The following is a 22501-nucleotide window of genomic DNA, read 5'->3' as shown; positions in this document are numbered from 1 at the left end:
AGTACTACAGATTCAGGCGGGAGCGTTCAGCTCCCGCCTGTTATGCGTCAGGCACATTTCTTTGACGCGCGCCGTTACATTGGATACAATCATATAGAGTTTACAGACTAGATGTTTACATATAGCAGTACAACTGAACAGGAGGCAATTAGTATGAGGGCAGTGCCGGAACCGATACCGGGCGGGTCTAAGCTCGCACGCGATTATATAAGTCAATATGAAGCGGTAGATAAGCTGTATGGCGGAGATTTCAGAAATGAAGAGAGCCGGATTGCAAGGGCAGACTGGCTTGATCGTACGGAACATCAGCGCGCCGGGCGTGCCGGGGTAGCCGCAGTCCTGCGCCGCTACAATCAGCAGCATAATAATCACACTGAGGTGATGGCTTCACTGGACCTGCTGGAGCAGCCGCGGACACTGGTAATAACCGGCGGACAGCAAAGCGGCCTGTTCACAGGACCTCTTTTTGTAATCTATAAGGCGGCAACAGCGGTTCTGGCTGCAAAAGAAGCTGCGGCGCAGCTTGGCCGGCCGGTTATTCCGCTGTTTTGGATCGCCGGAGAGGACCATGACTGGGATGAGGTTAATCATACCTATGTATTAAACCGCGGCAGCGAGTTCACCAAGCTCAAGCTGGACAAACCCGAAGGGCCGAGAGCTTCCGTCAGCGCAATTACTGTGGAGACGGAGAGCTGGCAGCAGGTAACCGGGCTGCTGGACGGTATGCTGCAGGAGAGTGAATTCAAACCGCAGATTATGGAGTTTATCCGCAAATCAACAGATACGGCCTGCAGCATGAGCGAGGCGTTCGCCAAGCTGCTGGGATCCTTGTTCGGCAAATTCGGACTTGTTCTGCTGGATTCAGCCGACCCTGCACTGCGCAGCCTGGAGCAGCCGTTCTTCAAAGCCTTGATCGAGAAGAATGATGAGCTAGAGGAGGCTTACAAGCAGGCTTCAGAAGAAATTTCAGCTGCCGGGTATGAGCTTCAGGCTGATGTAACCCCAGGCAACGCAAACCTCTTCTATATCCACGAAGGAGCGCGGCTTTTGCTGCATAAGACCGGAGGCGGATTCAGTGACCGTAAAGGAACGGTATCCTTTACCCGGGATGAGCTCTTGTCCATGCTGGAGGCGCACCCCGAGCGGTTCAGTAACAATGTGCTGACCCGTCCGCTGATGCAGAATTACGTTCTGCCGGTTCTGGCTACTGTACTGGGACAGGGAGAGATTGCATACTGGGCAATTCCGCGTAAGGCCTTTGATGTGGTGAGTGATCAGATGCCGCTGATCATGCCGCGGATGTCTTTTACTATAATTGAAGGAACACTGCATAAGCATATGGAAAAATACGGGCTTACATTCAGTGATGTTCGCTCCGGGCTTGACAGCAAACGCAAGGAATGGCTGGCTGCACAGGATGAGCTGGAGCTGGACCGCCGTTTCCTGGAGGTTAAGGAGTCCTTCACAGCCTTGTATGAGCCGCTGATTGAACAGCTCGGCAGCATCCAGGCCGGACTGCTCAAGCTGGGGAACAACAATAAGGAGAAGATCATCGACCAGATTTCCTTCCTGCAGGCTAAAGCCCAGGACGCGATGGAGAAGCAGAATGAAGCTGCGCTTCGCCAGTGGGAACGGATTGAGCTGTCGCTGATGCCTGCAGGCAAGCTGCAGGAACGTGCTTATAACGTTATGTACTACCTTAACCGCTACGGCCTGGCCTGGCTTGATGAGCTGATGGAGATGCCCGCCGACTTCAGCGGATCACATCGTATTATATATATGTAGGAACATAATTAATCCAAAATTTTAGGAGGTTGTATTATGAGTTCATTGTCGAAACAAAACAGTATCGTTGCGGATATGTCGCTTGCCCCGGAAGGCCATCTCAAAATCGACTGGGTCCGCCAGCATATGCCGGTGCTAAACCGTATCCGTGAGCAATTTGAAGCCGAGCAGCCGTTCAAGGGACTGAAGGTGTCGATTACGCTGCATCTGGAAGCAAAAACAGCGTATCTTGCAAAGGTGGTTCAGGCCGGCGGCGCTGAAGTGACAATTACCGGCTCCAATCCTCTTTCTACGCAGGATGATGTCTGTGCAGCGCTTGTCGAAGACGGAATTACAGTATTCGCCAAATATAATCCGGCTCCGGAGGAGTTCAAGGCACTGAATATCAAGGCACTGGAAAGCAAGCCGGACCTGATTATTGATGACGGCGGCGATTTCGCAACACTGCTGCACTCGGAGCGGCCGGATCTGATGGAGAATATCCGCGGCGGTGCCGAAGAAACAACTACCGGTATTATCCGGTTGAAGGCACTGCAGAAGCAGGGTATCCTGAAGTTCCCGATGGTAGCTGTTAATGATGCTTACTGCAAGTATCTGTTCGATAACCGCTATGGCACAGGCCAGTCAGCCTGGGACGGCATCGTCCGCACAACCAACCTGATTGTAGCGGGCAAAACAGTAGTTGTAGTCGGTTACGGCTGGTGTGGTAAAGGTGTGGCAATGCGTGCAAAAGGCCTTGGAGCAAATGTAATTGTAACAGAGGTTGATGCAATCAAAGCGGTTGAAGCGCACATGGACGGCTTCCAGGTTATGAAGATGGAGGAAGCGGCCAAGCACGGTGATTTCTTCGTAACTGTAACCGGGAACCGTTATGTAATCCGCGGTGAGCATTACGATGTGATGAAGGACGGAGCAATCCTCTGCAATGCCGGACATTTCGACGTGGAAGTGAATAAGCCAGAATTGGCAGAGCGTTCCGTATCCCAGCGCGTTGTCCGCAAAAACATCGAGGAGTATCAGCTGAAGGACGGCCGTAAGCTGTACCTGCTGGCAGAAGGCAGACTGGTCAACCTCGGGGCTGCAGACGGCCATCCGGCAGAAATTATGGATACTACTTTTGCGCTGCAGGCTCTGTCGCTCAAATATGTAAATGACAATTACAATAACATCGGAGTTAAAGTGGAAAATGTCCCTTACGAGCTGGATGAGCAGGTAGCCCGCTATAAGCTGGAAAGCCTGGGGATTTCAATTGACAGCCTGACTCCGGCACAGGTCGAATATCTAGACAGCTGGAATCTGAATGACTAATTAGATTGTGTATCAATTAGCAAAATGTCCGGGAGCCATGCAGCGGCCCGGGCATTTTGCTGTTTATGGGCTTTGCACGCTGATAAACCGTTACAGCTGTCTGCAACCCTTTTATGACTTACCTGATTTACAACTCCGATATATTTTCCCATGCTGTTCCTCCTGAGAATGTCCGACTTTAGTCTTAACTTAATTACGATTCAAGATATTATGTACCCTTTTTCCTGGTGCTTCACGCTTGTATTTTTATTATTTGCGGATTTTGAGCCTGTAAAGCAAACGTTAAAGGCTGGAATATTCGTTAAAAGGATGACTTGACAAACAAGAAAAAATTACCTCGGGTGTGAAAAAGGTTTTTGATTTTTAATGGCGAATCTATTATGCTTAGGTGGTGTAAAGTGGGGTAAAGTGGGGAATTGGTAACAGGGAGTGGGGAAGCCGATGTTCATGGGGGAGTTCCAGCATAGCATTGACGACAAGGGCCGGATCATTATCCCGGCTAAATTCCGTGAATTGCTCGGAGCCTCATTCGTGGCGACCCGCGGCCTCGATTCCTGCCTGTTTGTTTATCCCATGGAAGAATGGGGAATCATGGAGCAAAAGCTCAAAAGCCTTTCGCTGATGAAATCGGATGCCCGTGCCTTCAGCCGCTTCTTTTTCTCGGGAGCGACGGAATGTGTATGGGACAAGCAAGGCAGGGTTAATCTGCCGGGGAATTTGCGGCAGTATGCCAAGCTGGACAAGGACTGTGTTATTCTGGGCGTTTCGAACCGGGTGGAAATCTGGAACAAAGAGCTATGGGAGCAGTACTTCGAGCAGTCAGAGGAATCGTTCAACGAAATTGCCGAGAAGCTGGTGGATTTCAATTTTGACCTATAACACACATACACAATTCGAATACTGCCCTGGAGGGATGCAGCTTGTTTCACCACATCACGGTGCTTAAGGAAGAAGCGACAGAGGGGCTGCACATCAAAGAGGATGGCATATATGTCGACTGTACACTTGGAGGAGCAGGGCACAGCTCGCTGATTGCGTCCAAGCTTAGCGGCAGCGGCCGGCTGATCTGTCTGGATCAGGATGATTGGGCCCTGGATAATGCCAAGGAACGCCTTGCTGAATACGGCGAGAAGGTAGTGACGGTTAAGACCAACTTCCGTGACCTGGAACAGGTGCTGAGGACGCTGCCGTTTGTACCGCAGGCGGACGGGGTTCCGCAGGTGGACGGCATTTTGTTTGATCTCGGCGTATCTTCACCCCAGTTTGATGAAGGGGAACGGGGATTCAGCTACAATCACGATGCCCCGCTTGATATGCGGATGGACCAGTCCGCAGAGCTGACTGCAGCCGAAATTATCAACACATGGCCTGAGCAGGAAATTGCCAGGGTGCTTTTCCAGTACGGGGAAGAGAAATTCTCGCGGCGGATTGCCCGCAAAATTGTGGAAAGACGCGAGGAGCAGCCGGTTAAAAATACCGGTGAGCTGGTAGAGCTGATCAAGGAAGGGATTCCGGCAGCTGCCCGAAGAACAGGAGGCCATCCGGCTAAACGCAGCTTTCAGGCGCTTAGAATTGCTGTGAATGACGAACTGGGCGCATTTGAAGAGGGGCTGCATGGGGCTGTACGCTGCCTTGCACCTCAGGGAAGAGTCTCTGTCATTACCTTCCACTCACTGGAAGACCGGATCTGCAAGCAGATTTTCAGCAGCTACTTAAGCAGATGTACCTGTCCGCCTGACTTTCCGTTTTGCGTATGCGGCGCTGAAGGCAAGCTGAAGCTGGTGAACCGTAAGCCGCTTGTGCCTTCCGAGGAGGAGCTTGAGCACAACCCGCGCGCCCGTTCCGCAAAGCTGCGCGTTGCAGAGAAGTTATAATAAAACGACGATAAAGGAGAGTCAGAGAGATGGCCTATACCCGCGGCAATTTAGCAGTTCAACCTAAGAGAAAACAAGAGGTAAACCCGCTTTACCGCGAGAAGACGAAAGTCGTTACCAGACGGATGGTACTGCCTGTCCAGGAGAAGCTGCTCTATATGCTGACACTGGCGGCATTTGTGCTGGTGGCTGTCGCCCTGATTTGGCGTTACGTCCACATTTATGATTTGAACCTGCAGGCCCAGAGGCTGGATAGCAAAATTGCCGAAACACAGAAGCAAATTGCCACTTATCAGATGGAGAAGCAGACGCTGGAGCAGCAGGTAGCCGAGAAGGCCAAGAAGCTGGGATACATCCAGCCGCCTGAAGATTCTGCGATTTACGTGTCCGCGAACAGTAAGGCAGCTGACGAAAACGACAATTAGCGGCGGATAAAGCCGCAATAATAGAGTTTGTGAGGTTTCCTTATGGTAAAGAGAATTAAACTTCGCACGCTGTTTATAGGAGGGTGTATTACCCTCTTTTTTCTTGTTTTAGTCGTCCGGGTATTCTGGATTCAGGTAATGCAGAATGATTTCTGGCATGAGAAGGCCATTACCCAATGGGCCCATACCTCAGTCCTCAAAGCGAAGCGGGGGACGATCGAAGACCGTAACGGAAGTATTCTGGCCAGTGATGTGCCGGCGTACACGGTAGTTGTGAATCCCGAGGTGATTGCCGAGCGGGGGATTGGAGCTGAGGTTATCGAAGGGCTTCATGAGCTGCTGGGCAAACCGGAGGATGAACTGAAGAAGCTGGTTGAAGCCAAGGATGATAAGGGCAAATATCTCAAAAACCGTGAAATCCGTAACGAGGGCTGGAAAATTAATAAGGAGCTTGCGGATAAGGTAAAGGCTTTCTATGAGGAGCTCGAGGAAAAGCATAATATCCTCGAAACCGGAGTCGGACTGATTACGGAGCAGAAGCGCTATTATCCGAAGGGTTCTTTAGCCGCGCATATTTTAGGTTATACGAACCGCGATGGAGAGCCCATCATGGGGATGGAAAGTTATTTCAACAAGCAGCTCCAAGGTACAAACGGCAAGCTCTATTACCAAAGTGACGGCAAGGGGATTAAGCTCCCGGAATCACAGGATACCTATCAGCCTGCGGTCAACGGCAGTAATATCAAGCTAACCATAGACAGCACTATTCAGCGTTATATCGAAGAAGCTATGCAGAAGGCATATGACCAGTACAAGCCTAAGAGCATAACCGTCATTGCTGCTGATCCCAATACGATGGAAATTCTCGGTCTGGCTAACATGCCGACCTTTAACCCTAATGAATTCTGGAAGTATGCCGCCGATCCCGGGGTCTTCTTCAATCATGCTATCAAAACAAGATTTGAACCGGGCTCCACGTTCAAGATTGTCCCGCTTGCGGGAGCGGTGGAGGAGAAGTTGTTTAATCCGGACGCAACCTTCATGTCCGGTTCTATCCGGATCAAGGGGTACGGCAAGCCGCTGTATGACCAGAACAGAAGCGGTTATGGCGAAATCTCCTACCTGGAAGGCGTGAAGCGTTCGAGTAACGTGGCCTTCGTCAAGCTCGGCTATGAAATGCTCGGACCCGAAAGGCTGCTGCAATATGTGGATGATTTCGGATTTAACCAGCCTACCGGTATTGACCTTCCGGGTGAAATCAGCGGTCTTGTTAATCCAACGCCGAATAATGCTTCAGAGAATGCAACGATCGCATACGGACACGGCAAGATACAGGTAACTCCCATTCAGCAGCTGACCGCTATGTCGGCAATCGCTAACGGCGGCAAGCTGATGGTGCCGCACGTGGTTAAGGAGATCACCGATCCCAATTCCGGCAAGACTACCGTAACCCAGCCGGAGGTGGTGCGCCAGGTTATATCCGAGGAAAGCGCCAGGGAAACAAGCAGCTATCTGGAGCAGGTCGTTGCTGACCTGGATCATGGAACCGGCCGTCATGCTTACATTGAAGGCTACCGGGTAGCGGGCAAGACGGGTACGGCTATTAAGCCTGACGGCAAGGGCGGGTATGACCGCGACAAGGTGCGCTCTTCTTTCCTCGGATATGCACCGGCCAATAACCCGAAAATTGCAGTCTATGTTGTCATTGACGAGCCTGCCGATGCAGTCGGCGGCGGTGCTGCGGCAGGTCCGGTGTTCAAAGAGATCGTATCCGAGGCATTGCCGTATATGGGGGTGCCTAAAGTTACAACATCAGAGGGCAGTAGCTCTGCAGCCGGAAAAACTACACCTTCGGCGCAGCGCTCTGCACCCGATCTGACCGGCAAAACGATGCAGGAGGCCAGAAAATTGCTGATTGAGCAGGGCTTCGACTTTGAAACGGTCGGCAGCGGAAGCAGTGTGGTTAGCCAGTATCCGGAGGCAGAGACCCTGCTTGCTTCGGGGCAGAGAATCTATCTGCTAAGCCAACAGGGTGAACAGGCATCGATTCCTGACCTCAAGGGACAGTCGCTGCGCGATGCGCTGGAGGTGCTTAATCTGCTCAAGGTAGGCATTTCTGTAGAAGGCGAAGGCTATGTGACCGAGCAGACGGAAACCACCTCTAATGGCAAAAAGCTGGTTCAGCTGAAGCTTAATCCGCTCAATGCATACGGCGAGGATATTCCGGTAGCTGCTTCGGAGGAAGAAGCAGCGGATGCCGGAGATACCGGAGGTTAGCCGGCGGCTAAACGGTTTATTTACAAATGCATTCTATTAATGTCTTGCTATACCCGTAAGCAGGGCTTGTTCTAACCCCTGTTTGTCCCGAATAGTCATGAAGATAAGAGATCATGTCTATTACGAGCGAAAGCGGGTGAAAGCACAATGAAGGTTTCGAAGGTGGTAACCCGGCGGAGAATGCTGTGGACCCTGCTGGGCCTGGTTGTATTGTTCGGATCGCTGGCCGTACGTCTCGCCTACGTGCAGCTATATCAGGGCGAGAAGCTGAGTGCCAAGGCGGAAGAGTCGTGGCGCCGCAATATACCGTATACCGCAAAGCGGGGAGAGATTGTTGACCGGGAAGGTGTGGCACTAGCCTATAACATCAGCTCTCCTACGGTTTATGCGGTTCCTGTACAGGTAAAGGATAAGCAGAAGACGGCACAGCAGCTGGCTCCGCTCCTTGGGATGACCGAGGAGAAGCTGGTAACTTTGATGTCCAAACGTGCGATGTCGGTGAAGCTACAGCCCGGCGGCCGCAAAATTACGATGGAGCTTGCCGCGAGCATCCGTGATTTGCAGCTGCCGGGCATCGTTGTGGCTGAGGATAACAAACGTTATTATCCCTACGGCGACCTGGCAGCACATATTCTCGGGTTCACCGGAATTGATAATCAGGGAATTACCGGAATCGAGAGCATCTACGATAAGCTGCTGCAGGGAATTGAGGGCAATATCTCCTATCTGTCCGATGCGGGCGGCAGGCTGATGCCGGGCTCCTCCGAGAAATATTCCGAGCCGAAGGAAGGTCTCAGCCTGCAGCTCACGATCGATAAGCAGATCCAGTCGATTATGGAACGGGAGCTGGATCAGGCGATGGTGAAATACCAGGCCCAGGGGGCATGGTCGATTGCCATGAACCCGAAGAACGGGGAGATTCTGGCGATGGCCAGCCGGCCGGGCTATGAGCCGGGCTCCTATAAGGAATATGATGCCGAGGTCTATAACCGCAACCTGCCGATCTGGATGACCTATGAACCGGGCTCCACCTTCAAAATCATTACGCTCGCTGCTGCGCTGGAGGAAAAAAAGGTTGATCTGCAGAACGAGCAGTTTTTTGATCCGGGATATGTGGAGGTTGGAGGAGCCAAGCTGCGCTGCTGGAAAAAGGGCGGCCACGGCAGCCAGACGTTTCTTCAGGTGGTCGAGAATTCCTGCAACCCGGGCTTTGTTGCACTGGGGCAGCGGCTAGGCAAAGAGACACTGTTCCAATACATTCGTGATTTTGGCTTCGGAACGAAGACCGGGATTGATCTGAACGGGGAAGCGAGCGGTATCCTGTTCAAGCTGTCCCAGGTGGGCCCGGTGGAGCTGGCCACGACAGCTTTCGGCCAAGGGGTCTCGGTGACTCCGATTCAGCAGATTGCTGCGGTTTCGGCAGCGATTAACGGAGGGAAGCTGTATACCCCCCATGTGGCCAAAGCCTGGATTAATCCGGAAACAGGGGAGACGGTGTCCGAGGTCCAGCCCAAGGAGGTCCGGCAGGTCATTTCGGAGGAAACCTCCAAAAAGGTGCGCGCTGCCCTTGAGAGCGTGGTTGCCAAAGGCACCGGCCGGCCGGCTTTTATCGACGGCTACCGGGTGGGAGGCAAGACAGGGACAGCACAAAAAGTAGTGAACGGACGTTATTCTCCGACAGAGCATATCGTCTCCTTTATCGGCTTTGCTCCTGCAGATGACCCGCAGATTGTAGTATATACGGCAGTGGATAATCCTAAGGGGATACAGTTCGGCGGTGTTGTAGCTGCTCCGATCGTCCAGAATATTCTGGAGGATTCACTGCATTATCTGAAGGTGCCGGAACGCAAGGATCAGCTTCCCAAAACCTATAAATATGGTGAAACTCCGATTGTTACGGTTCCTGATCTTACAGGGGCGACAGTCCAGGACATTTATGAGGACCTGAACATGAACTTTACGCTTGCCCGTTCCGGCACCGGAGATACAGTCATTAATCAGGCTCCAAAAGCGGGAGCAAGAGTTGAACAAGGTTCAACAATCAGGATTTATATGGGTACTTCCAGTCAATGATAGAGGTAAGGCCAGTCTTCTTATCCGAATTTGCAGAGTGAGGGATTAGTTATGAAATTGAAAGAATTATCTGCTTGCCTTGCGGCTTCACGCCTGCAGGGAGACGGGGAAACTGAGATTATGAATCTTCAGGCGGATTCCCGGAAGGTAAAGCCCGGCGATTTGTTTATCTGCCTGCCTGGCTTTACGGTGGACGGACATGATTACGCACCGCAGGCGGCGGCCTCCGGTGCTGCGGCGCTGGTTGTAGAACGCAAACTTGAAATAGATCTGCCGCAGCTGATTGTTGATGACTGCCGGTTCGCCATGTCCGTGCTGGGCAATGCATTCTTCAGCTCGCCTAGCAGCAGGATGAAAGTGATCGGAGTTACAGGGACTAACGGCAAGACGACGACGACGTATCTGATAGAGCGTATTATGTCTGACCATGGACTGAAAACCGGGCTGATCGGTACGATCCAGCTGCAGTATGACGGTCAGGTCTATCCTGCCTCCGGTACAACCCAGGAGTCACTGGAGCTGCAGCGCACACTTAATGATATGGCGCTGAAGGGTGTGGAGTGCTGTGTCATGGAAGTATCCTCACATGCGCTTGAGCAGGGGCGTGTAAAGGGTACGGACTACCGTACGGCTATTTTTACGAACCTGACCCAGGATCATCTGGATTACCATCATACGATGGAGGAGTACCGTGCCGCGAAGGGGCTGTTCTTCTCACGGCTGGGCAATGTCATTTCGCCATGGAAGGAAGAACGGAAATATGCGGTGCTGAATGCCGATGATGAGGCCAGTGCCTATTTTGCCGCCCAGACTGCAGCGGAAGTGATTACATACGGCATTGACAGCAATGCCAATGTCAGGGCATCACAAATTTCCATCACAGCAAAAGGAACATTTTTCCATGTGGATACGTTTAAGGGAGAGGCAGATATTTCGCTGCGGATGGTAGGCAAGTTCAATGTGTATAATGCGCTGGCTGCTATAACCGCAGTACTGCTGGAAGATATACCGCTGGATGAAATTAAAGCAAGCCTTGAATCGGTGGCCGGGGTGGCCGGACGTGTGGAGTCGGTGGATGAAGGCCAGGACTTTGCAGTCGTTGTTGACTATGCCCATACGCCGGACGGTCTGGAGAATGTGCTGAAAGCCGTCTGCGAGTTCGCCGGCGGGAAGGTGCTGACTGTGTTCGGCTGCGGCGGGGACCGGGATAAGACAAAACGTCCGCTTATGGGTAAAATCGCCGCAAAATACAGCGATCATGTTTTTGTGACATCGGATAACCCGCGGACAGAGGACCCGCTTCTGATCCTGCAGGATATTGAAGCCGGGCTAAGAGAAGACGGAGTTCCGCAAGAGCGTTATGAGACGGTTCCGGACCGCCGGGAAGCTATCAGAAATGCTATTGAAATGGCAAGCCCCGGCGATGTAGTATTGATTGCGGGGAAAGGTCATGAGACCTACCAGCTGATCGGCGGAGTGGTGCATGATTTCGATGACCGCCTTGTCGCCAAAGAAGTTATAAGGGGCCGAAGCTATTGATTACGAGAACACTGCAACAAATGGCTGTCATGTGCGGAGGAGAACCGTCCTCTGCTGCAGATACAGAAATCAAACTTTCCGGAGTCGTTACCGATTCCCGCAAAATAACAGCAGGCTGCCTGTTTGTGCCGCTTGCCGGTGACCAGTTTGACGGACATGACTATAGTGCTGCTGCACTCGCCTCCGGGGCTGCCGCCACCATGTGGCAGCGGAATAAGGGGGCAGCACCAGAGGGTGCCGTTATTCTGGTTGAAGACACGCTGGCTGCGCTGCAGAGGCTGGCTGCTGCTTATTTGAGCGAAACGGCTTCCCAGGTTGTAGGCATAACGGGCAGCAACGGCAAAACGACTACCAAGGATATGATTGCCGCCCTGCTGGAAGGCCAGTACAAGGTTCATAAAACCCAGGGGAACTTCAATAATCATATCGGGCTGCCGCTGACCGTGCTCTCGATGAATGAGGATACTCAGATTGCCATACTGGAGATGGGCATGAGCTCACGCGGGGAGATTGCCCTGCTTGCTTCGCTGGCATCTCCTGATGTCGCGGTCATTACGAATATAGGTGAATCCCATCTGCTGCAGCTTGGCTCCCGCAAGGAAATCGCCAGAGCCAAGCTCGAGATTGCCGAAGGGCTGAAGCCGGGCGGACTGCTTATTTACAACGGGGATGAACCGCTGCTCACCGAGGTTATGGCAGAGCCTTCCTTCCATGCGCCTGCAGGGATGAAGACGCTGCGCTTCGGCTTTGCCGGGGATAACGATGCCTACCCGACCGGGATGATGACACATACAGGCGGAATGACGTTTACAACTGTATATCTGACCGGAGAGCGTGCTTTTTCACTGCCGCTTCCGGGCCGGCACAACGTCAGTAATGCACTTGCAGCACTGGCTGTTGCCCGCCACTTCGGAATCACCGAGACGAATATCGAAGAGGGCTTGAAGCGGCTTAAGCTGACCGGTATGCGGATTGAAGTGATGCTGACTGACTCAGGGCTGACGCTGCTGAATGACGCCTATAATGCCAGCCCTACTTCCATGAAAGCCGCGATCGATGTGCTTCAGTCCATGAAAACCGGAGGTAAACGGATTGCCGTGCTGGGGGACATGCTGGAGCTGGGGCCTGAGGAGGCTGAATTTCACCGGGAAATCGGTGAGTATCTGGATCCGGAATTGACCGATATGGTCTTTACCTATGGAGCACTGTCGGCTTTAATGGCCGAAGAAGCGGTCAAAAGCTTCGGTCCGGAGCGGGTATTTGCCTTCACCGATAAGGCGGAGCTGTCCGCTGTCCTGAACAGCACGTGCAGCTCCAAGGACATTGTATTGTTCAAGGCCTCCCGGGGCATGCGTCTGGAAGAAGCGCTGCACAGCCTGGATGACCATTTTAAACAACAGACCTAAATAAAAGGAGGGGTATACCCATGGATTATCAACTTCTGCTGCTGACAATTGCTGTATCCTTTATCCTTGCGGTCATTTCCGCTCCGCTGATCATTCCGCTGCTGCGCAGGATGAAATTCGGACAGCAAGTGAGGGACGACGGGCCGCAATCCCACCTGAAAAAAGCGGGAACGCCTACAATGGGCGGTATTATTATCATGGTAGCCTTCACGTTATCCTTTTTGAAATTTTCAGTAGTGAATTCGGATTTTTATGTGCTGCTGGTCGCTACACTCGGCTACGGGCTGATCGGTTTTCTGGATGACTATATCAAAATTGCCTTCAAGCGTTCACTAGGGCTTACTGCACGGCAGAAGCTGGCAGGCCAGCTTCTGGTCGGCATTGTGCTGAGCATCCTGCTGATTAATGCCGGCCACCATACCGGGATCAGCATTCCCGGCACAGACATCAGCTTTGACTGGGGACCCTGGTTTTACTATCCGTTTATCGTTATCATGATGATGGCCGTGACTAATGCAGTGAACTTCACAGATGGTGTAGACGGACTGCTTTCCGGTGTCAGTGCCATTGCCCTTGCCGCTTTTGCTGTCGTAGCCATGCAGGCGACTTCGATTGCCGCAGGCGTATGTGCGGCGGCGATGATCGGCGCTGTACTCGGCTTTCTGGTGTTCAATGCACATCCGGCCAAGGTCTTTATGGGGGACTTCGGTTCCTTCGGGATTGGCGGTGCAATCGGGGCCATTGCCATTGTTACCAAAAGTGAGCTGCTCTTTGTAGTTATCGGCGGTGTGTTCGTTATCGAAATGCTGTCCGTGGTGCTGCAGGTGGCTTCCTTCAAAACACGCGGCAAGCGTATTTTCCGTATGAGCCCTATTCATCATCATTTTGAGCTGGGCGGCTGGTCGGAGTGGCGCGTTGTCACCACCTTCTGGGCGGTAAGCCTGCTGCTTGCGGCGGTAGGACTAATCTTGAGCAAGGGGTTGTAAGCAATGAAGCATCCAGATGAATACCAAGGCAAGCAGGTGGTCGTCCTGGGGCTCGCGAAAAGCGGCGTCCAGGTGGCCAAGGTGCTGCATGAACGCGGTGCGCTTGTTACGGTTAACGATAAAAAGGAAAGAGACCAAAGTCCCGAAGCTTCCGAACTGGAAACTTTGGGAATTTCTGTTATATGCGGAGGGCATCCGGATGATCTGATTCATGAAGGGGTAAGCCTGGTGGTGAAGAATCCGGGAATCCCGTATTCTGTACCTCCGGTGCAAAAGGCGCTGGAGCTCGGCATTGAAATCGTGACCGAGGTGGAGGTAGCTTACCGTATCTGTGCTGCGCCGATGATTGGCATTACCGGCTCCAACGGCAAGACGACAACGACCACCTGGGTAGGCAAAATGCTGGACGCTGCGGGGATGAATCCGATAGTGGCGGGCAATATCGGTACACCGCTATCTCAGGCTGCACAGGAGGCGGGAGCGGATAACTGGATGGTTGTTGAGCTTAGCAGCTTCCAGCTTAAAGGAACCGAGACGTTCCGCCCGAAGGTGGGCGCTCTGCTGAATGTAGCGGAGACGCATCTGGATTATCACGGAGGCATGGAGGACTATGTAGCCTCCAAGGCGAAGCTGTTCGCCAATCAAGGGCCTGAAGATACAGCGGTGCTGAACTGGGATGATCCGGTCTGCAGGGAGCTGGTGCCTTATATCAAGGCGGGTATATTGCCCTTCTCCATGACCGAGGAGCTGGTCCAGGGGATTTTTGTCCGTCCTTCTTATGTGCCTGATACCGGGGATGATCTGGAGCGGGTAATTATCTACCGTGATTACAGCGAGAGTGAAACGGAGATCGCCAAGGTCAGCTCAATCGGCCTGCCGGGCCGCTTTAATGTAGAGAACGCGCTGGCAGCCTGCGGAATTGCCATTGCCGCAGGCGCTGACCCTGCTGTGCTCGGTGAGGTGCTGGCTTCGTTCCGCGGCGTTGAGCACAGGCTGGAGTATGTAGGGGAGAAGGCGGGTACAGCCTACTATAACAACTCCAAAGCTACCAATTCCAAAGCGACTACAATGGCGCTGGGCTCATTCAAGCAGCCGCTGGTGCTAATCGCCGGAGGTCTGGACCGCGGCTCCGATTACATGGAGCTCCTGCCTGTCCTCAGCGGTCTGAAGGGACTTGTGGTCCTCGGCGAAACCAGGGACAAGCTGGCGAAGGTTGCGGCCATGGCAGGAGTAAAGCACATCATCTCCGTCGATAATGGAGAGAGCGCCGCCGCCGTGCTGCAGCAGGCTGTGCGGGAGGCTTCCGCGCTTGCGGAACCGGGAGAAGTCGTTCTCCTGTCTCCTGCGTGTGCCAGCTGGGATATGTTTACCTCCTATGAAGAGCGCGGGCGTATTTTTAAAGAGGCGGTGCATAACCTTTAAGTAGGGGGGTGGATAAGCCCCTACTACGGATGCAAGAGGTGTGCTCCTGATGAACAAATCGCGTCATGCGCCTGACATCTGGCTGCTGATCCCGATCCTTGCCCTGCTGGTCATCGGCATGGTGATGGTCTACAGCGCCGGATCTGTCCTGGGCTTCCGCAATTATGGCGATTCGTTTTATTTTGTCAAAAGACAGCTGCTGTTCGCCGGCCTTGGCCTTGGCGCAATGTTCGTAACCGCCAACACGGACTACCTGGTGCTGAAGAAATTTGCGCGGCCTGCACTAATTGTCTGCTTTATCCTGCTTGTCCTTGTATTGATCCCGGGCATCGGGGTAGTCCGCGGCGGTGCGCGGAGCTGGCTGGGTATCAGCAGCTTTGGTATCCAGCCCTCCGAATTCATGAAGATGGGGATGATCCTGTTCCTGGCTAACTGGCTGGGCAAGGATGATTATGATATCTCCACCTTCACGCGCGGCCTGCTGCCGCCGCTCGCCCTGATCGGCTCAGCATTCGCGCTGATTATGCTTCAGCCGGATCTTGGCACAGGCACCGTTATGTTCGGTGCGGCGCTGATGATGGTCTTTACAGCTGGCGCCCGGATGAAGCATCTGCTCTCGCTGGGGGCGCTTGGCGTGCTGGGCTTTGCCGGTCTGATTGCCGCCGCGCCTTACCGGCTGAAGCGGATCACCGCTTTTCTGGATCCCTGGTCCGATCCGCTTGGCGCCGGCTACCAGATCATCCAGTCACTCTATGCAATTGGTCCCGGCGGACTAGGCGGACTCGGCTTTGGGATGAGCCGGCAGAAGTACAGCTATGTCCCGGAGCCGCAGACTGATTTTATTTTTTCCATACTTGCTGAGGAGCTTGGGTTTATCGGCGGGATTGCAGTGCTGGTCCTGTTCCTGATCCTGATCTGGCGGGGAATGAAGGTGGCGATGAGTCTGCCGGACCGGTTCGGCAGCTATCTGGCGGTAGGGATCGTCAGCATGGTGGCTGTTCAGGTTATCATCAACATTGGCGTGGTTATCGGCCTGATGCCTGTTACCGGTATTACACTACCGCTGATCAGCTACGGGGGCTCATCATTGACCCTGATGCTTACAGCACTCGGCATTTTACTTAATTTATCCCGTTATGCGAGGTGAGAGACATGCGTATTGTATTAAGCGGCGGTGGCACGGGAGGGCATATCTATCCTGCCGTTGCTGTCGCCAGACAGCTTGAAGCAGAAGAGAGCGGATCCGCCTTTCTCTATATCGGCGGCAAACGCGGTCTGGAGAGCAAGCTGGTTCCCCAGGAGAAGCTGCCTTTTAAAGCTATTGATATTACCGGCTTCCGCCGGAAGATTTCCATGGACAATGTAAAAACAATTATGCGGTTTCTGAAGGGGGTAAAGGCCTCTAAGGAAATGCTGCGCGAGTTCAAGCCTGATGTCGTTATCGGCACAGGAGGGTATGTATGCGGACCTGTGGTATATGCCGCTTCCCGTCTGGGGATTCCTACCCTGATTCATGAGCAGAATGCGATTCCCGGACTGACCAACAAGTTCCTCAGCCGGTACGCTGATACGGTGGCTGTAAGCTTTGAGGGTACAGAGTCAGCTTTTCCTGGCGGCAAAAACGTGATCTATACCGGTAATCCCCGGGCTACAACTGTCACTGCCGCAAGCCCCCAACGCGGCTATGCTTCACTGGGAATTCCGCAAGGGAGTACTGTGGTGCTTGTGGTCGGCGGCAGCGGCGGAGCCAGGGCAATCAACCAGGCGATGATTGAGATGGTGCCGTTTGTGGGTAAGGGTAATGGAGCTCATTATGTTTATGTTACAGGCGAATCTTACTTTGAAGAAACCCGCAAAGCTCTGCGTCAGAAGCTCGGGGGAGAGCCGGGCTGGCTCCATGTGCTCCCCTATGTCCACAATATGCCTGAGGTGCTGGCCTGTACCTCACTGATTGTGAACCGGGCAGGCGCATCCTTTCTGGCCGAGATTACAGCGCTGGGTATCCCCTCCGTCCTCATTCCGTCCCCTAATGTGACGAACAATCACCAGGAAGCGAATGCAAGGCAGCTGGAGCGTGAAGGTGCAGCAGTTGTATTGCTGGAGAAGGACTTGACCGGCAAGGCTCTGCATGAAGCGGTGCAGCGGATTATCGGGGCAGAATCACTGCGGAGCAGCATGGCGGAATCGTCCAGACGTCTGGGCAAAAGGGATTCCGCTGCGCTGGTCGTCAGTGAGCTGCGGCGGCTTGCCGCCACACGGAAACAGTAACGCTTTGCTCCCTGTCCGGGCACATTTGAAAGCCCGGTTACTATACGGGGTTTCATGTTCTCCTCCTGCTGTCACACACCCGGGGTTATTAACATAGGATAATCCTATAATCGTGACAATCACCCATGGTCCTTCCTGTCATGTGAACTGCCTATACGAATGCTTTTGCCGGGCGGTTCATGATAGCTATACGGGAAGTTTCCGGTGGCGGGTGAGCGGTAATCTCGGAGGTGATACATTGGACAAATTGGTGATTGAGGGTGGAAGTCCCCTGTCAGGCACCATACGTATCCATGGAGCAAAAAATGCGGCATTGCCGATTCTGGCGGCAAGCCTGCTGGCCGAAGGAGTTCACTCACTGCATAATGTGCCGAAGCTGCTGGACATCGAAACGATGCTGAATATTTTGGGGCGGCTGGGCTGCAAGGCTGTGCATGATGAGGAAACAGTGACAATGGATACGTCAACCTTAAGCACTTCCCATGTACCGGAGGAATTAATGCGGCAGATGCGTTCTTCCATTTTTTTGATGGGGCCGCTATTATCCAGATTTGGCGAAGTGACGATCTATCAGCCGGGAGGCTGTGCGATCGGGGAACGCAAGATTGACCTTCACCTGCAGGGCCTCAAGCTGCTTGGAGCCGAGATTGAAGAGAGCAACGGCCGGATATCCTGCCGGGCTGCCAGACTGACGGGCAGCGACATTCATCTGGATTATCCCAGTGTCGGAGCTACTGAGAATATCATGATGGCGGCAGCAACGGCAGAGGGCACAACTACCATATCAGGTGCAGCCAGAGAGCCGGAAATCCAGGACCTGCAGAATTTCCTGAATGCAATGGGGGCCCAGATCATCGGTGCAGGCACCGATACGATTACCATCCGCGGAGTCAACAAGCTCTATCCGTGCACGTATGAAGTCATTCCGGACCGGATTGTCGCCGGAACGGTTATGATTGCCGCAGCCGCTACGCGCGGTAGTGTTACACTCACCCATACTAATGCCGGACATTTAACCTCGCTCATCCATGTGCTGAGGCGGGCAGGTGTTCAAATCACAGTCTGCAATGATATAATTAATATCAGCTGCAAGGGGCGTCCGCGAGCGGTAGAGCGGATTGTGACCTCACCCTACCCCTCTTTTCCAACGGATCTGCAATCACAGGTGATGGTGCTGCTGTCGCTGGCCGACGGTTTCAGTGTCATTAAAGAGACTGTATTCGAGGGGCGCTTTAAGCATGTGGAGGAGATGGCCCGGATGGGGGCGGATATCTCCACTGACCTGAACCGCGCGTTTATCCGCGGTGTGCAGCGGCTGTACGGGGCAACAGTAGAGGCAACGGATCTGCGGGCGGGAGCCGCCCTGGTCATTGCGGGACTTGCAGCACAGGGGACTACTGTGGTAGAGCAGGCGCATCACATTGACCGCGGTTACGACGGTATCGAGCTGCTGTTCCAGAAGCTGGGTGCCCGCATCAGCCGCAAAGTGCCTGTACCGGGTCCCTTTGATTTGGCCAATTAAAGCTCCCTGTCTCCTTCGGCGATGCCAGTGAAGGAGACAGGGCCTTATTACGGAGATATGAGAATGCCTAAAACCCGACTGCCTCGTCTGAAAGAGGACAAGCCTGTAAAAAAAATGAGCCGTAAAATTACTGTTATCCTGCTGCTGCTGTTTTTAGCGCTGCTTGCGGTTATCTTTTTCCGCTCGTCTGTCAGCCGTATAACCGAAATCAATTTTCAGGGCAACAAATACACAACCCGGGAGGAACTGCTGGAGAGAAGCGGTCTTGTAATCGGCGGGCAGTTTTTTGCAGCCTCGGCTGATTCGGTGAAAGAAGCACTGAAGCAGCTCAAAACGGTGCAGGAAGCAACAGTGGTTAAGAATTTTCCCGGAATTGTGAACATAACAATTGAAGAGTTTCCTGCTGTAGCCTATGAGCTGGATCAGCAGGGAATCCTTGAGGCTATTCTTTCAAGCGGAGCTGCTGTCAAGGTGAATGAAACCGGAATTGCCGTGGAGAAGCCGATTCTGACCGGCTGGAAGGAAGAGGACCCCTACAAAAGCAAGCTGAGCCAGGCTCTGGCCGCCATTCCGAATGAATTGACCAGTGACATCTCCGAGATTGTTCCTTCACCGACCCTGTCCTTTCCGGACCGGATCAAGCTGTACACACGTTCGCATTTTGAGGTTATAACAGCGATTTCGCTTCTGAAAGACAAGGTCGAATATTTGAACCAGGTGATAGAGACTGAGGAGCCCGGCCTGATCAAGATGCTGGAGGCTGATACCTATGTACCCTTCGCGGCAGAAAATGAGGATGATGAGGACATACAAGAGTAAATAGTCCCTACTAATAATGCGGAATAAATGTTACAATCGGTTTTACGGGCAATAAGGTATATCCCTCTTTTTTCTGCGGATTTTTTGAAAAAGAAGACCGGGCTATCCCCGCATTTTTCTGAGTATCCTTGTATTTCTTTATCACCCGGAATTCCATATTATAACATTCAAAAAAATTGTAGAAAAAAGAGGGAAAGGAATCGTGATGTTGAATATGTACAGAGAAGCTTTCCGGCAGCGGAAATCGTGTGATTCTTCAGCATCATCTTTTATTATGATTATAACAGGAGGTGCCATAGGGCTTGAGCAACAATGACATCATTGTTAGTTTGGACATCGGTACATCCAAAGTACGGGCAATTATCGGAGAAGTTACTAATGGAACCTTTAATATTATTGGCGTTGGATCTGCTGATTCCGAAGGGATTCGCAAGGGTGCGATTGTAGATATCGATCAGACTGTGCAATCGATCAGAAGTGCTGTGGAGTATGCAGAGCAGATGGTCGGTATTCAAATATCTGAGGTATACGTCGGGATTTCCGGCAATCACATCGGTCTGCAATCCAGCCATGGCGTCGTTGCCGTTCAGAATGAGGACCGGGAGATCGGCGAAGAGGACATTGACCGGGTGATCAAAGCGGCAGAAGTTATTGCTATGCCGCCTGAACGGGAAGTCATCGACGTTGTTGCCAAGCAATATATCGTTGACGGCCTGGAAGGAATCCAGGATCCCCGCGGTATGATCGGGGTTCGTCTGGAGGTTGAGGCGACGATTATAACCGGGGCGAAGACGCCAATACATAATCTGCTTCGTTGTGTAGAGAAATCAGGGCTTAAAGTAAAGGATCTTGTACTGATGTCTCTTGGAGCCGGCGGATTGGCGCTGTCCAAAGATGAAAAGTCGATGGGGGCAGTACTGGTTGATATCGGTGCAGGCTCAACGACGATTGCCGTTTATGAAGAAGGTTCCCTTTGTGCTACTTCCACGATCCCGATCGGCGGAGAATTTGTAACCAATGATATTGCCTACGGGCTCCGTACACTTACGGATCAGGCGGAAAAGGTAAAGCTGAAGTACGGCTGCGCCTGGATTGATGATGCCGCCTCAGATGTCGTATTTAAGGTGCTCCGTATCGGCAGCAATGTGGAAAAGGAATTTAACCAGGAGGATCTGGCAGCCATTATCGAGCCGAGAGTCCAGGAAATCTTCCACCTGATCCGTCAGGAAGTGAAGCGCCTCGGTTACAACGACCTTCCCGGAGGTTATATACTTACGGGCGGAACTGTATCTATGCCGGGTGTATTAAAGGCAGCACAATCCGAATTGTCAGCTTCAGTGCGCATTGCTGTGCCTGACTATATCGGAGTACGTGACCCTGGCTTTACCGGCGGTGTAGGTATTCTGCATAATGTTGTCCGCCGTTTCCGTGTACGCAGCAATAACGGTGTAAGCGCAAATAAGAAGACGGTCAACCGAAGCAAGCAAAGCGCTGCTCCAAGCCAGGAGATCGACAAGAAGCCGGGTCTGATGGAGCGTATAAAAAATATGTTCAGCGAGTTCATATAAGCGTAAGTCCAGATATACTTGGACCGGCCATCCAAGCACTACTCAAGGGGGAGATGGAATCAATATGTTGGAATTTGATTTTGAAATGGAGAGCTTGGCGCAAATAAAAGTCATCGGCGTAGGCGGCGGCGGAAGCAATGCTGTCAACCGGATGATCGAAAATGGCGTTCAGGGTGTTGAGTTCATCACGGTTAATACAGATGCCCAAGCGCTGCATATGGCCAAATCGGAGCATAAACTGCAAATCGGGGACAAGCTTACCCGGGGTCTTGGCGCAGGCGCCAATCCTGAAGTAGGCAAGAAGGCAGCTGAGGAGTCCCGCGATCTGATCTCAAATACGCTTAAGGGTGCAGATATGGTATTCGTCACTGCAGGAATGGGCGGCGGTACGGGTACCGGTGCTGCTCCTGTCATTGCTGAAATTGCCAGAGAATGCGGAGCGTTGACAGTGGGTGTTGTCACCCGCCCGTTTACTTTTGAAGGAAGAAAGCGGTCCAACCAGGCTGAGCTTGGAATCGAAGCTCTGAAGGAAAAAGTAGATACCCTTATCGTTATCCCGAATGACCGCCTGCTGGAAATTGTGGATAAGAAGACGCCGATGCTGGAGGCTTTCCGCGAAGCGGATAACGTGCTCCGTCAGGCTGTACAGGGTATTTCCGACCTTATTGCTGTACCTGGTCTGATCAACCTTGACTTTGCAGATGTGAAGACAATCATGACTGAACGCGGCTCTGCTCTGATGGGCATCGGAATTGCCACCGGTGAGAACCGTGCGTCTGAAGCAGCCCGCAAGGCGATTATGAGCCCGCTGCTGGAGACCTCTATCGAGGGCGCACGCGGTGTAATTATGAACATAACAGGCGGCTCCAACCTCTCCCTGTACGAGGTGAATGAGGCGGCTGAGATTGTTACCTCAGCCTCGGACCCTGAAGTCAATATGATCTTCGGTGCAATCATTGAGGAGAGCATGAAGGATGAAATCAAGGTTACGGTTATTGCTACCGGCTTTGAGCATAAGCCTTCTCCAGTTGCCCAGACCCGCCGTCCGGCTGCCAGCAGTGAGCCTGCGGCTGACAAAGGCAACAGCAATAATCTGCGGCCGTTCGGTAATCAGACAGCCTCTGACCAGCTTGATATACCGACCTTCCTGCGTAACCGCACACGCGGCAACAACGAGTAATATACCTAAATAGCATTTTACGGAAGCACCGTATCCCTCAGTCATGAGA

17 protein-coding genes are annotated in these 22501 nt (G+C 52.7%); all 17 read left to right on the top strand.

Going from position 1 to position 22501, the window contains the following annotated elements:
• Positions 1-153 precede the first annotated feature (153 nt).
• A complete protein-coding gene (gene bshC, locus R70723_RS23690) occupies positions 154-1785 on the top strand; it encodes a bacillithiol biosynthesis cysteine-adding enzyme BshC (RefSeq protein WP_039875977.1) in 1632 nt (543 codons plus the stop codon).
• 36 nt (positions 1786-1821) lie between these two features.
• Positions 1822-3093 (top strand): adenosylhomocysteinase, encoded by a 1272-nt coding sequence (locus R70723_RS23685; protein WP_039875975.1) that lies wholly within the window; start codon positions 1822-1824, stop codon positions 3091-3093.
• A gap of 441 nt (positions 3094-3534) precedes the next feature.
• Positions 3535-3972, top strand: a complete 438-nt coding sequence (gene mraZ, locus R70723_RS23680; RefSeq protein WP_039875972.1) for a division/cell wall cluster transcriptional repressor MraZ — start codon at positions 3535-3537, stop codon at positions 3970-3972.
• 41 nt (positions 3973-4013) lie between these two features.
• On the top strand, positions 4014-4967 hold the full coding sequence (rsmH, locus tag R70723_RS23675; RefSeq protein ID WP_039875970.1) for a 16S rRNA (cytosine(1402)-N(4))-methyltransferase RsmH: 954 nt from the start codon (positions 4014-4016) through the stop codon (positions 4965-4967).
• A 29-nt stretch (positions 4968-4996) separates the two neighbouring features.
• On the top strand, positions 4997-5392 hold the full coding sequence (locus R70723_RS23670; protein WP_039875969.1) for a hypothetical protein: 396 nt from the start codon (positions 4997-4999) through the stop codon (positions 5390-5392).
• Between the two features lie 42 nt (positions 5393-5434).
• On the top strand, positions 5435-7669 hold the full coding sequence (locus R70723_RS23665; RefSeq protein ID WP_039875967.1) for a penicillin-binding transpeptidase domain-containing protein: 2235 nt from the start codon (positions 5435-5437) through the stop codon (positions 7667-7669).
• Positions 7670-7816: 147 nt separating this feature from the next.
• The gene (locus tag R70723_RS23660; RefSeq protein WP_039875966.1) at positions 7817-9742 is read left to right on the top strand and encodes a stage V sporulation protein D; all 1926 of its coding nucleotides are present in this window, start codon (positions 7817-7819) and stop codon (positions 9740-9742) included.
• Between the two features lie 51 nt (positions 9743-9793).
• Positions 9794-11281 carry a UDP-N-acetylmuramoyl-L-alanyl-D-glutamate--2,6-diaminopimelate ligase gene (locus R70723_RS23655; RefSeq protein WP_039875964.1) on the top strand — a complete coding sequence of 496 codons (1488 nt, stop codon included), beginning with the start codon at positions 9794-9796 and terminating at the stop codon, positions 11279-11281.
• On the top strand, positions 11278-12687 hold the full coding sequence (locus R70723_RS23650; protein WP_039875963.1) for a UDP-N-acetylmuramoyl-tripeptide--D-alanyl-D-alanine ligase: 1410 nt from the start codon (positions 11278-11280) through the stop codon (positions 12685-12687). The genes R70723_RS23655 and R70723_RS23650 overlap by 4 nt, the downstream gene beginning before the upstream one ends.
• 20 nt (positions 12688-12707) lie before the next feature.
• Positions 12708-13673 (top strand): phospho-N-acetylmuramoyl-pentapeptide-transferase, encoded by a 966-nt coding sequence (mraY, locus tag R70723_RS23645; RefSeq protein WP_039875962.1) that lies wholly within the window; start codon positions 12708-12710, stop codon positions 13671-13673.
• Between the two features lie 3 nt (positions 13674-13676).
• Positions 13677-15095: a UDP-N-acetylmuramoyl-L-alanine--D-glutamate ligase gene (gene murD / locus R70723_RS23640; RefSeq protein ID WP_039875960.1), complete on the top strand. Its 1419-nt coding sequence runs from the start codon at positions 13677-13679 to the stop codon at positions 15093-15095.
• Between the two features lie 49 nt (positions 15096-15144).
• The gene (gene spoVE / locus R70723_RS23635) at positions 15145-16242 is read left to right on the top strand and encodes a stage V sporulation protein E (RefSeq protein ID WP_039875958.1); all 1098 of its coding nucleotides are present in this window, start codon (positions 15145-15147) and stop codon (positions 16240-16242) included.
• A gap of 5 nt (positions 16243-16247) precedes the next feature.
• Complete coding sequence (gene murG, locus R70723_RS23630; protein WP_039875956.1) at positions 16248-17363, top strand: undecaprenyldiphospho-muramoylpentapeptide beta-N-acetylglucosaminyltransferase; 1116 nt, start codon at positions 16248-16250, stop codon at positions 17361-17363.
• Positions 17364-17601: 238 nt separating this feature from the next.
• Complete coding sequence (gene murA, locus R70723_RS23625) at positions 17602-18885, top strand: UDP-N-acetylglucosamine 1-carboxyvinyltransferase (protein ID WP_039875952.1); 1284 nt, start codon at positions 17602-17604, stop codon at positions 18883-18885.
• Positions 18886-18948: 63 nt separating this feature from the next.
• Positions 18949-19704 carry a cell division protein FtsQ/DivIB gene (locus tag R70723_RS23620; protein ID WP_039875949.1) on the top strand — a complete coding sequence of 252 codons (756 nt, stop codon included), beginning with the start codon at positions 18949-18951 and terminating at the stop codon, positions 19702-19704.
• Positions 19705-20006: 302 nt separating this feature from the next.
• A complete protein-coding gene (gene ftsA, locus R70723_RS23615; RefSeq protein ID WP_039875946.1) occupies positions 20007-21272 on the top strand; it encodes a cell division protein FtsA in 1266 nt (421 codons plus the stop codon).
• Between the two features lie 64 nt (positions 21273-21336).
• Positions 21337-22452, top strand: coding sequence for a cell division protein FtsZ (gene ftsZ / locus R70723_RS23610; protein WP_039875944.1), 1116 nt, complete (start codon positions 21337-21339; stop codon positions 22450-22452).
• Positions 22453-22501: the final 49 nt, after the last annotated feature.

Origin of the sequence: Paenibacillus sp. FSL R7-0273, assembly GCF_000758625.1 — a bacterium.
In the GTDB taxonomy this organism is placed as follows: Bacteria; Bacillota; Bacilli; order Paenibacillales; family Paenibacillaceae; genus Paenibacillus_AQ.
This window is presented reverse-complemented; position numbering and strand designations above follow the sequence as displayed.

Excerpts from the sequence above, each read along its gene's own strand:
- bshC (WP_039875977.1), top strand. The coding sequence starts at position 154 with ATGAGGGCAGTGCCGGAACCGATACCGGGCGGGTCTAAGCTCGCACGC.
- R70723_RS23685 (WP_039875975.1), top strand. The coding sequence starts at position 1,822 with ATGAGTTCATTGTCGAAACAAAACAGTATCGTTGCGGATATGTCGCTT.
- mraZ (WP_039875972.1), top strand. The coding sequence starts at position 3,535 with ATGTTCATGGGGGAGTTCCAGCATAGCATTGACGACAAGGGCCGGATC.
- R70723_RS23670 (WP_039875969.1), top strand. The coding sequence starts at position 4,997 with ATGGCCTATACCCGCGGCAATTTAGCAGTTCAACCTAAGAGAAAACAA.
- R70723_RS23665 (WP_039875967.1), top strand. The coding sequence starts at position 5,435 with ATGGTAAAGAGAATTAAACTTCGCACGCTGTTTATAGGAGGGTGTATT.
- R70723_RS23660 (WP_039875966.1), top strand. The coding sequence starts at position 7,817 with ATGAAGGTTTCGAAGGTGGTAACCCGGCGGAGAATGCTGTGGACCCTG.
- R70723_RS23655 (WP_039875964.1), top strand. The coding sequence starts at position 9,794 with ATGAAATTGAAAGAATTATCTGCTTGCCTTGCGGCTTCACGCCTGCAG.
- mraY (WP_039875962.1), top strand. The coding sequence starts at position 12,708 with ATGGATTATCAACTTCTGCTGCTGACAATTGCTGTATCCTTTATCCTT.
- murD (WP_039875960.1), top strand. The coding sequence starts at position 13,677 with ATGAAGCATCCAGATGAATACCAAGGCAAGCAGGTGGTCGTCCTGGGG.
- spoVE (WP_039875958.1), top strand. The coding sequence starts at position 15,145 with ATGAACAAATCGCGTCATGCGCCTGACATCTGGCTGCTGATCCCGATC.
- murG (WP_039875956.1), top strand. The coding sequence starts at position 16,248 with ATGCGTATTGTATTAAGCGGCGGTGGCACGGGAGGGCATATCTATCCT.
- R70723_RS23620 (WP_039875949.1), top strand. The coding sequence starts at position 18,949 with ATGCCTAAAACCCGACTGCCTCGTCTGAAAGAGGACAAGCCTGTAAAA.
- ftsZ (WP_039875944.1), top strand. The coding sequence starts at position 21,337 with ATGTTGGAATTTGATTTTGAAATGGAGAGCTTGGCGCAAATAAAAGTC.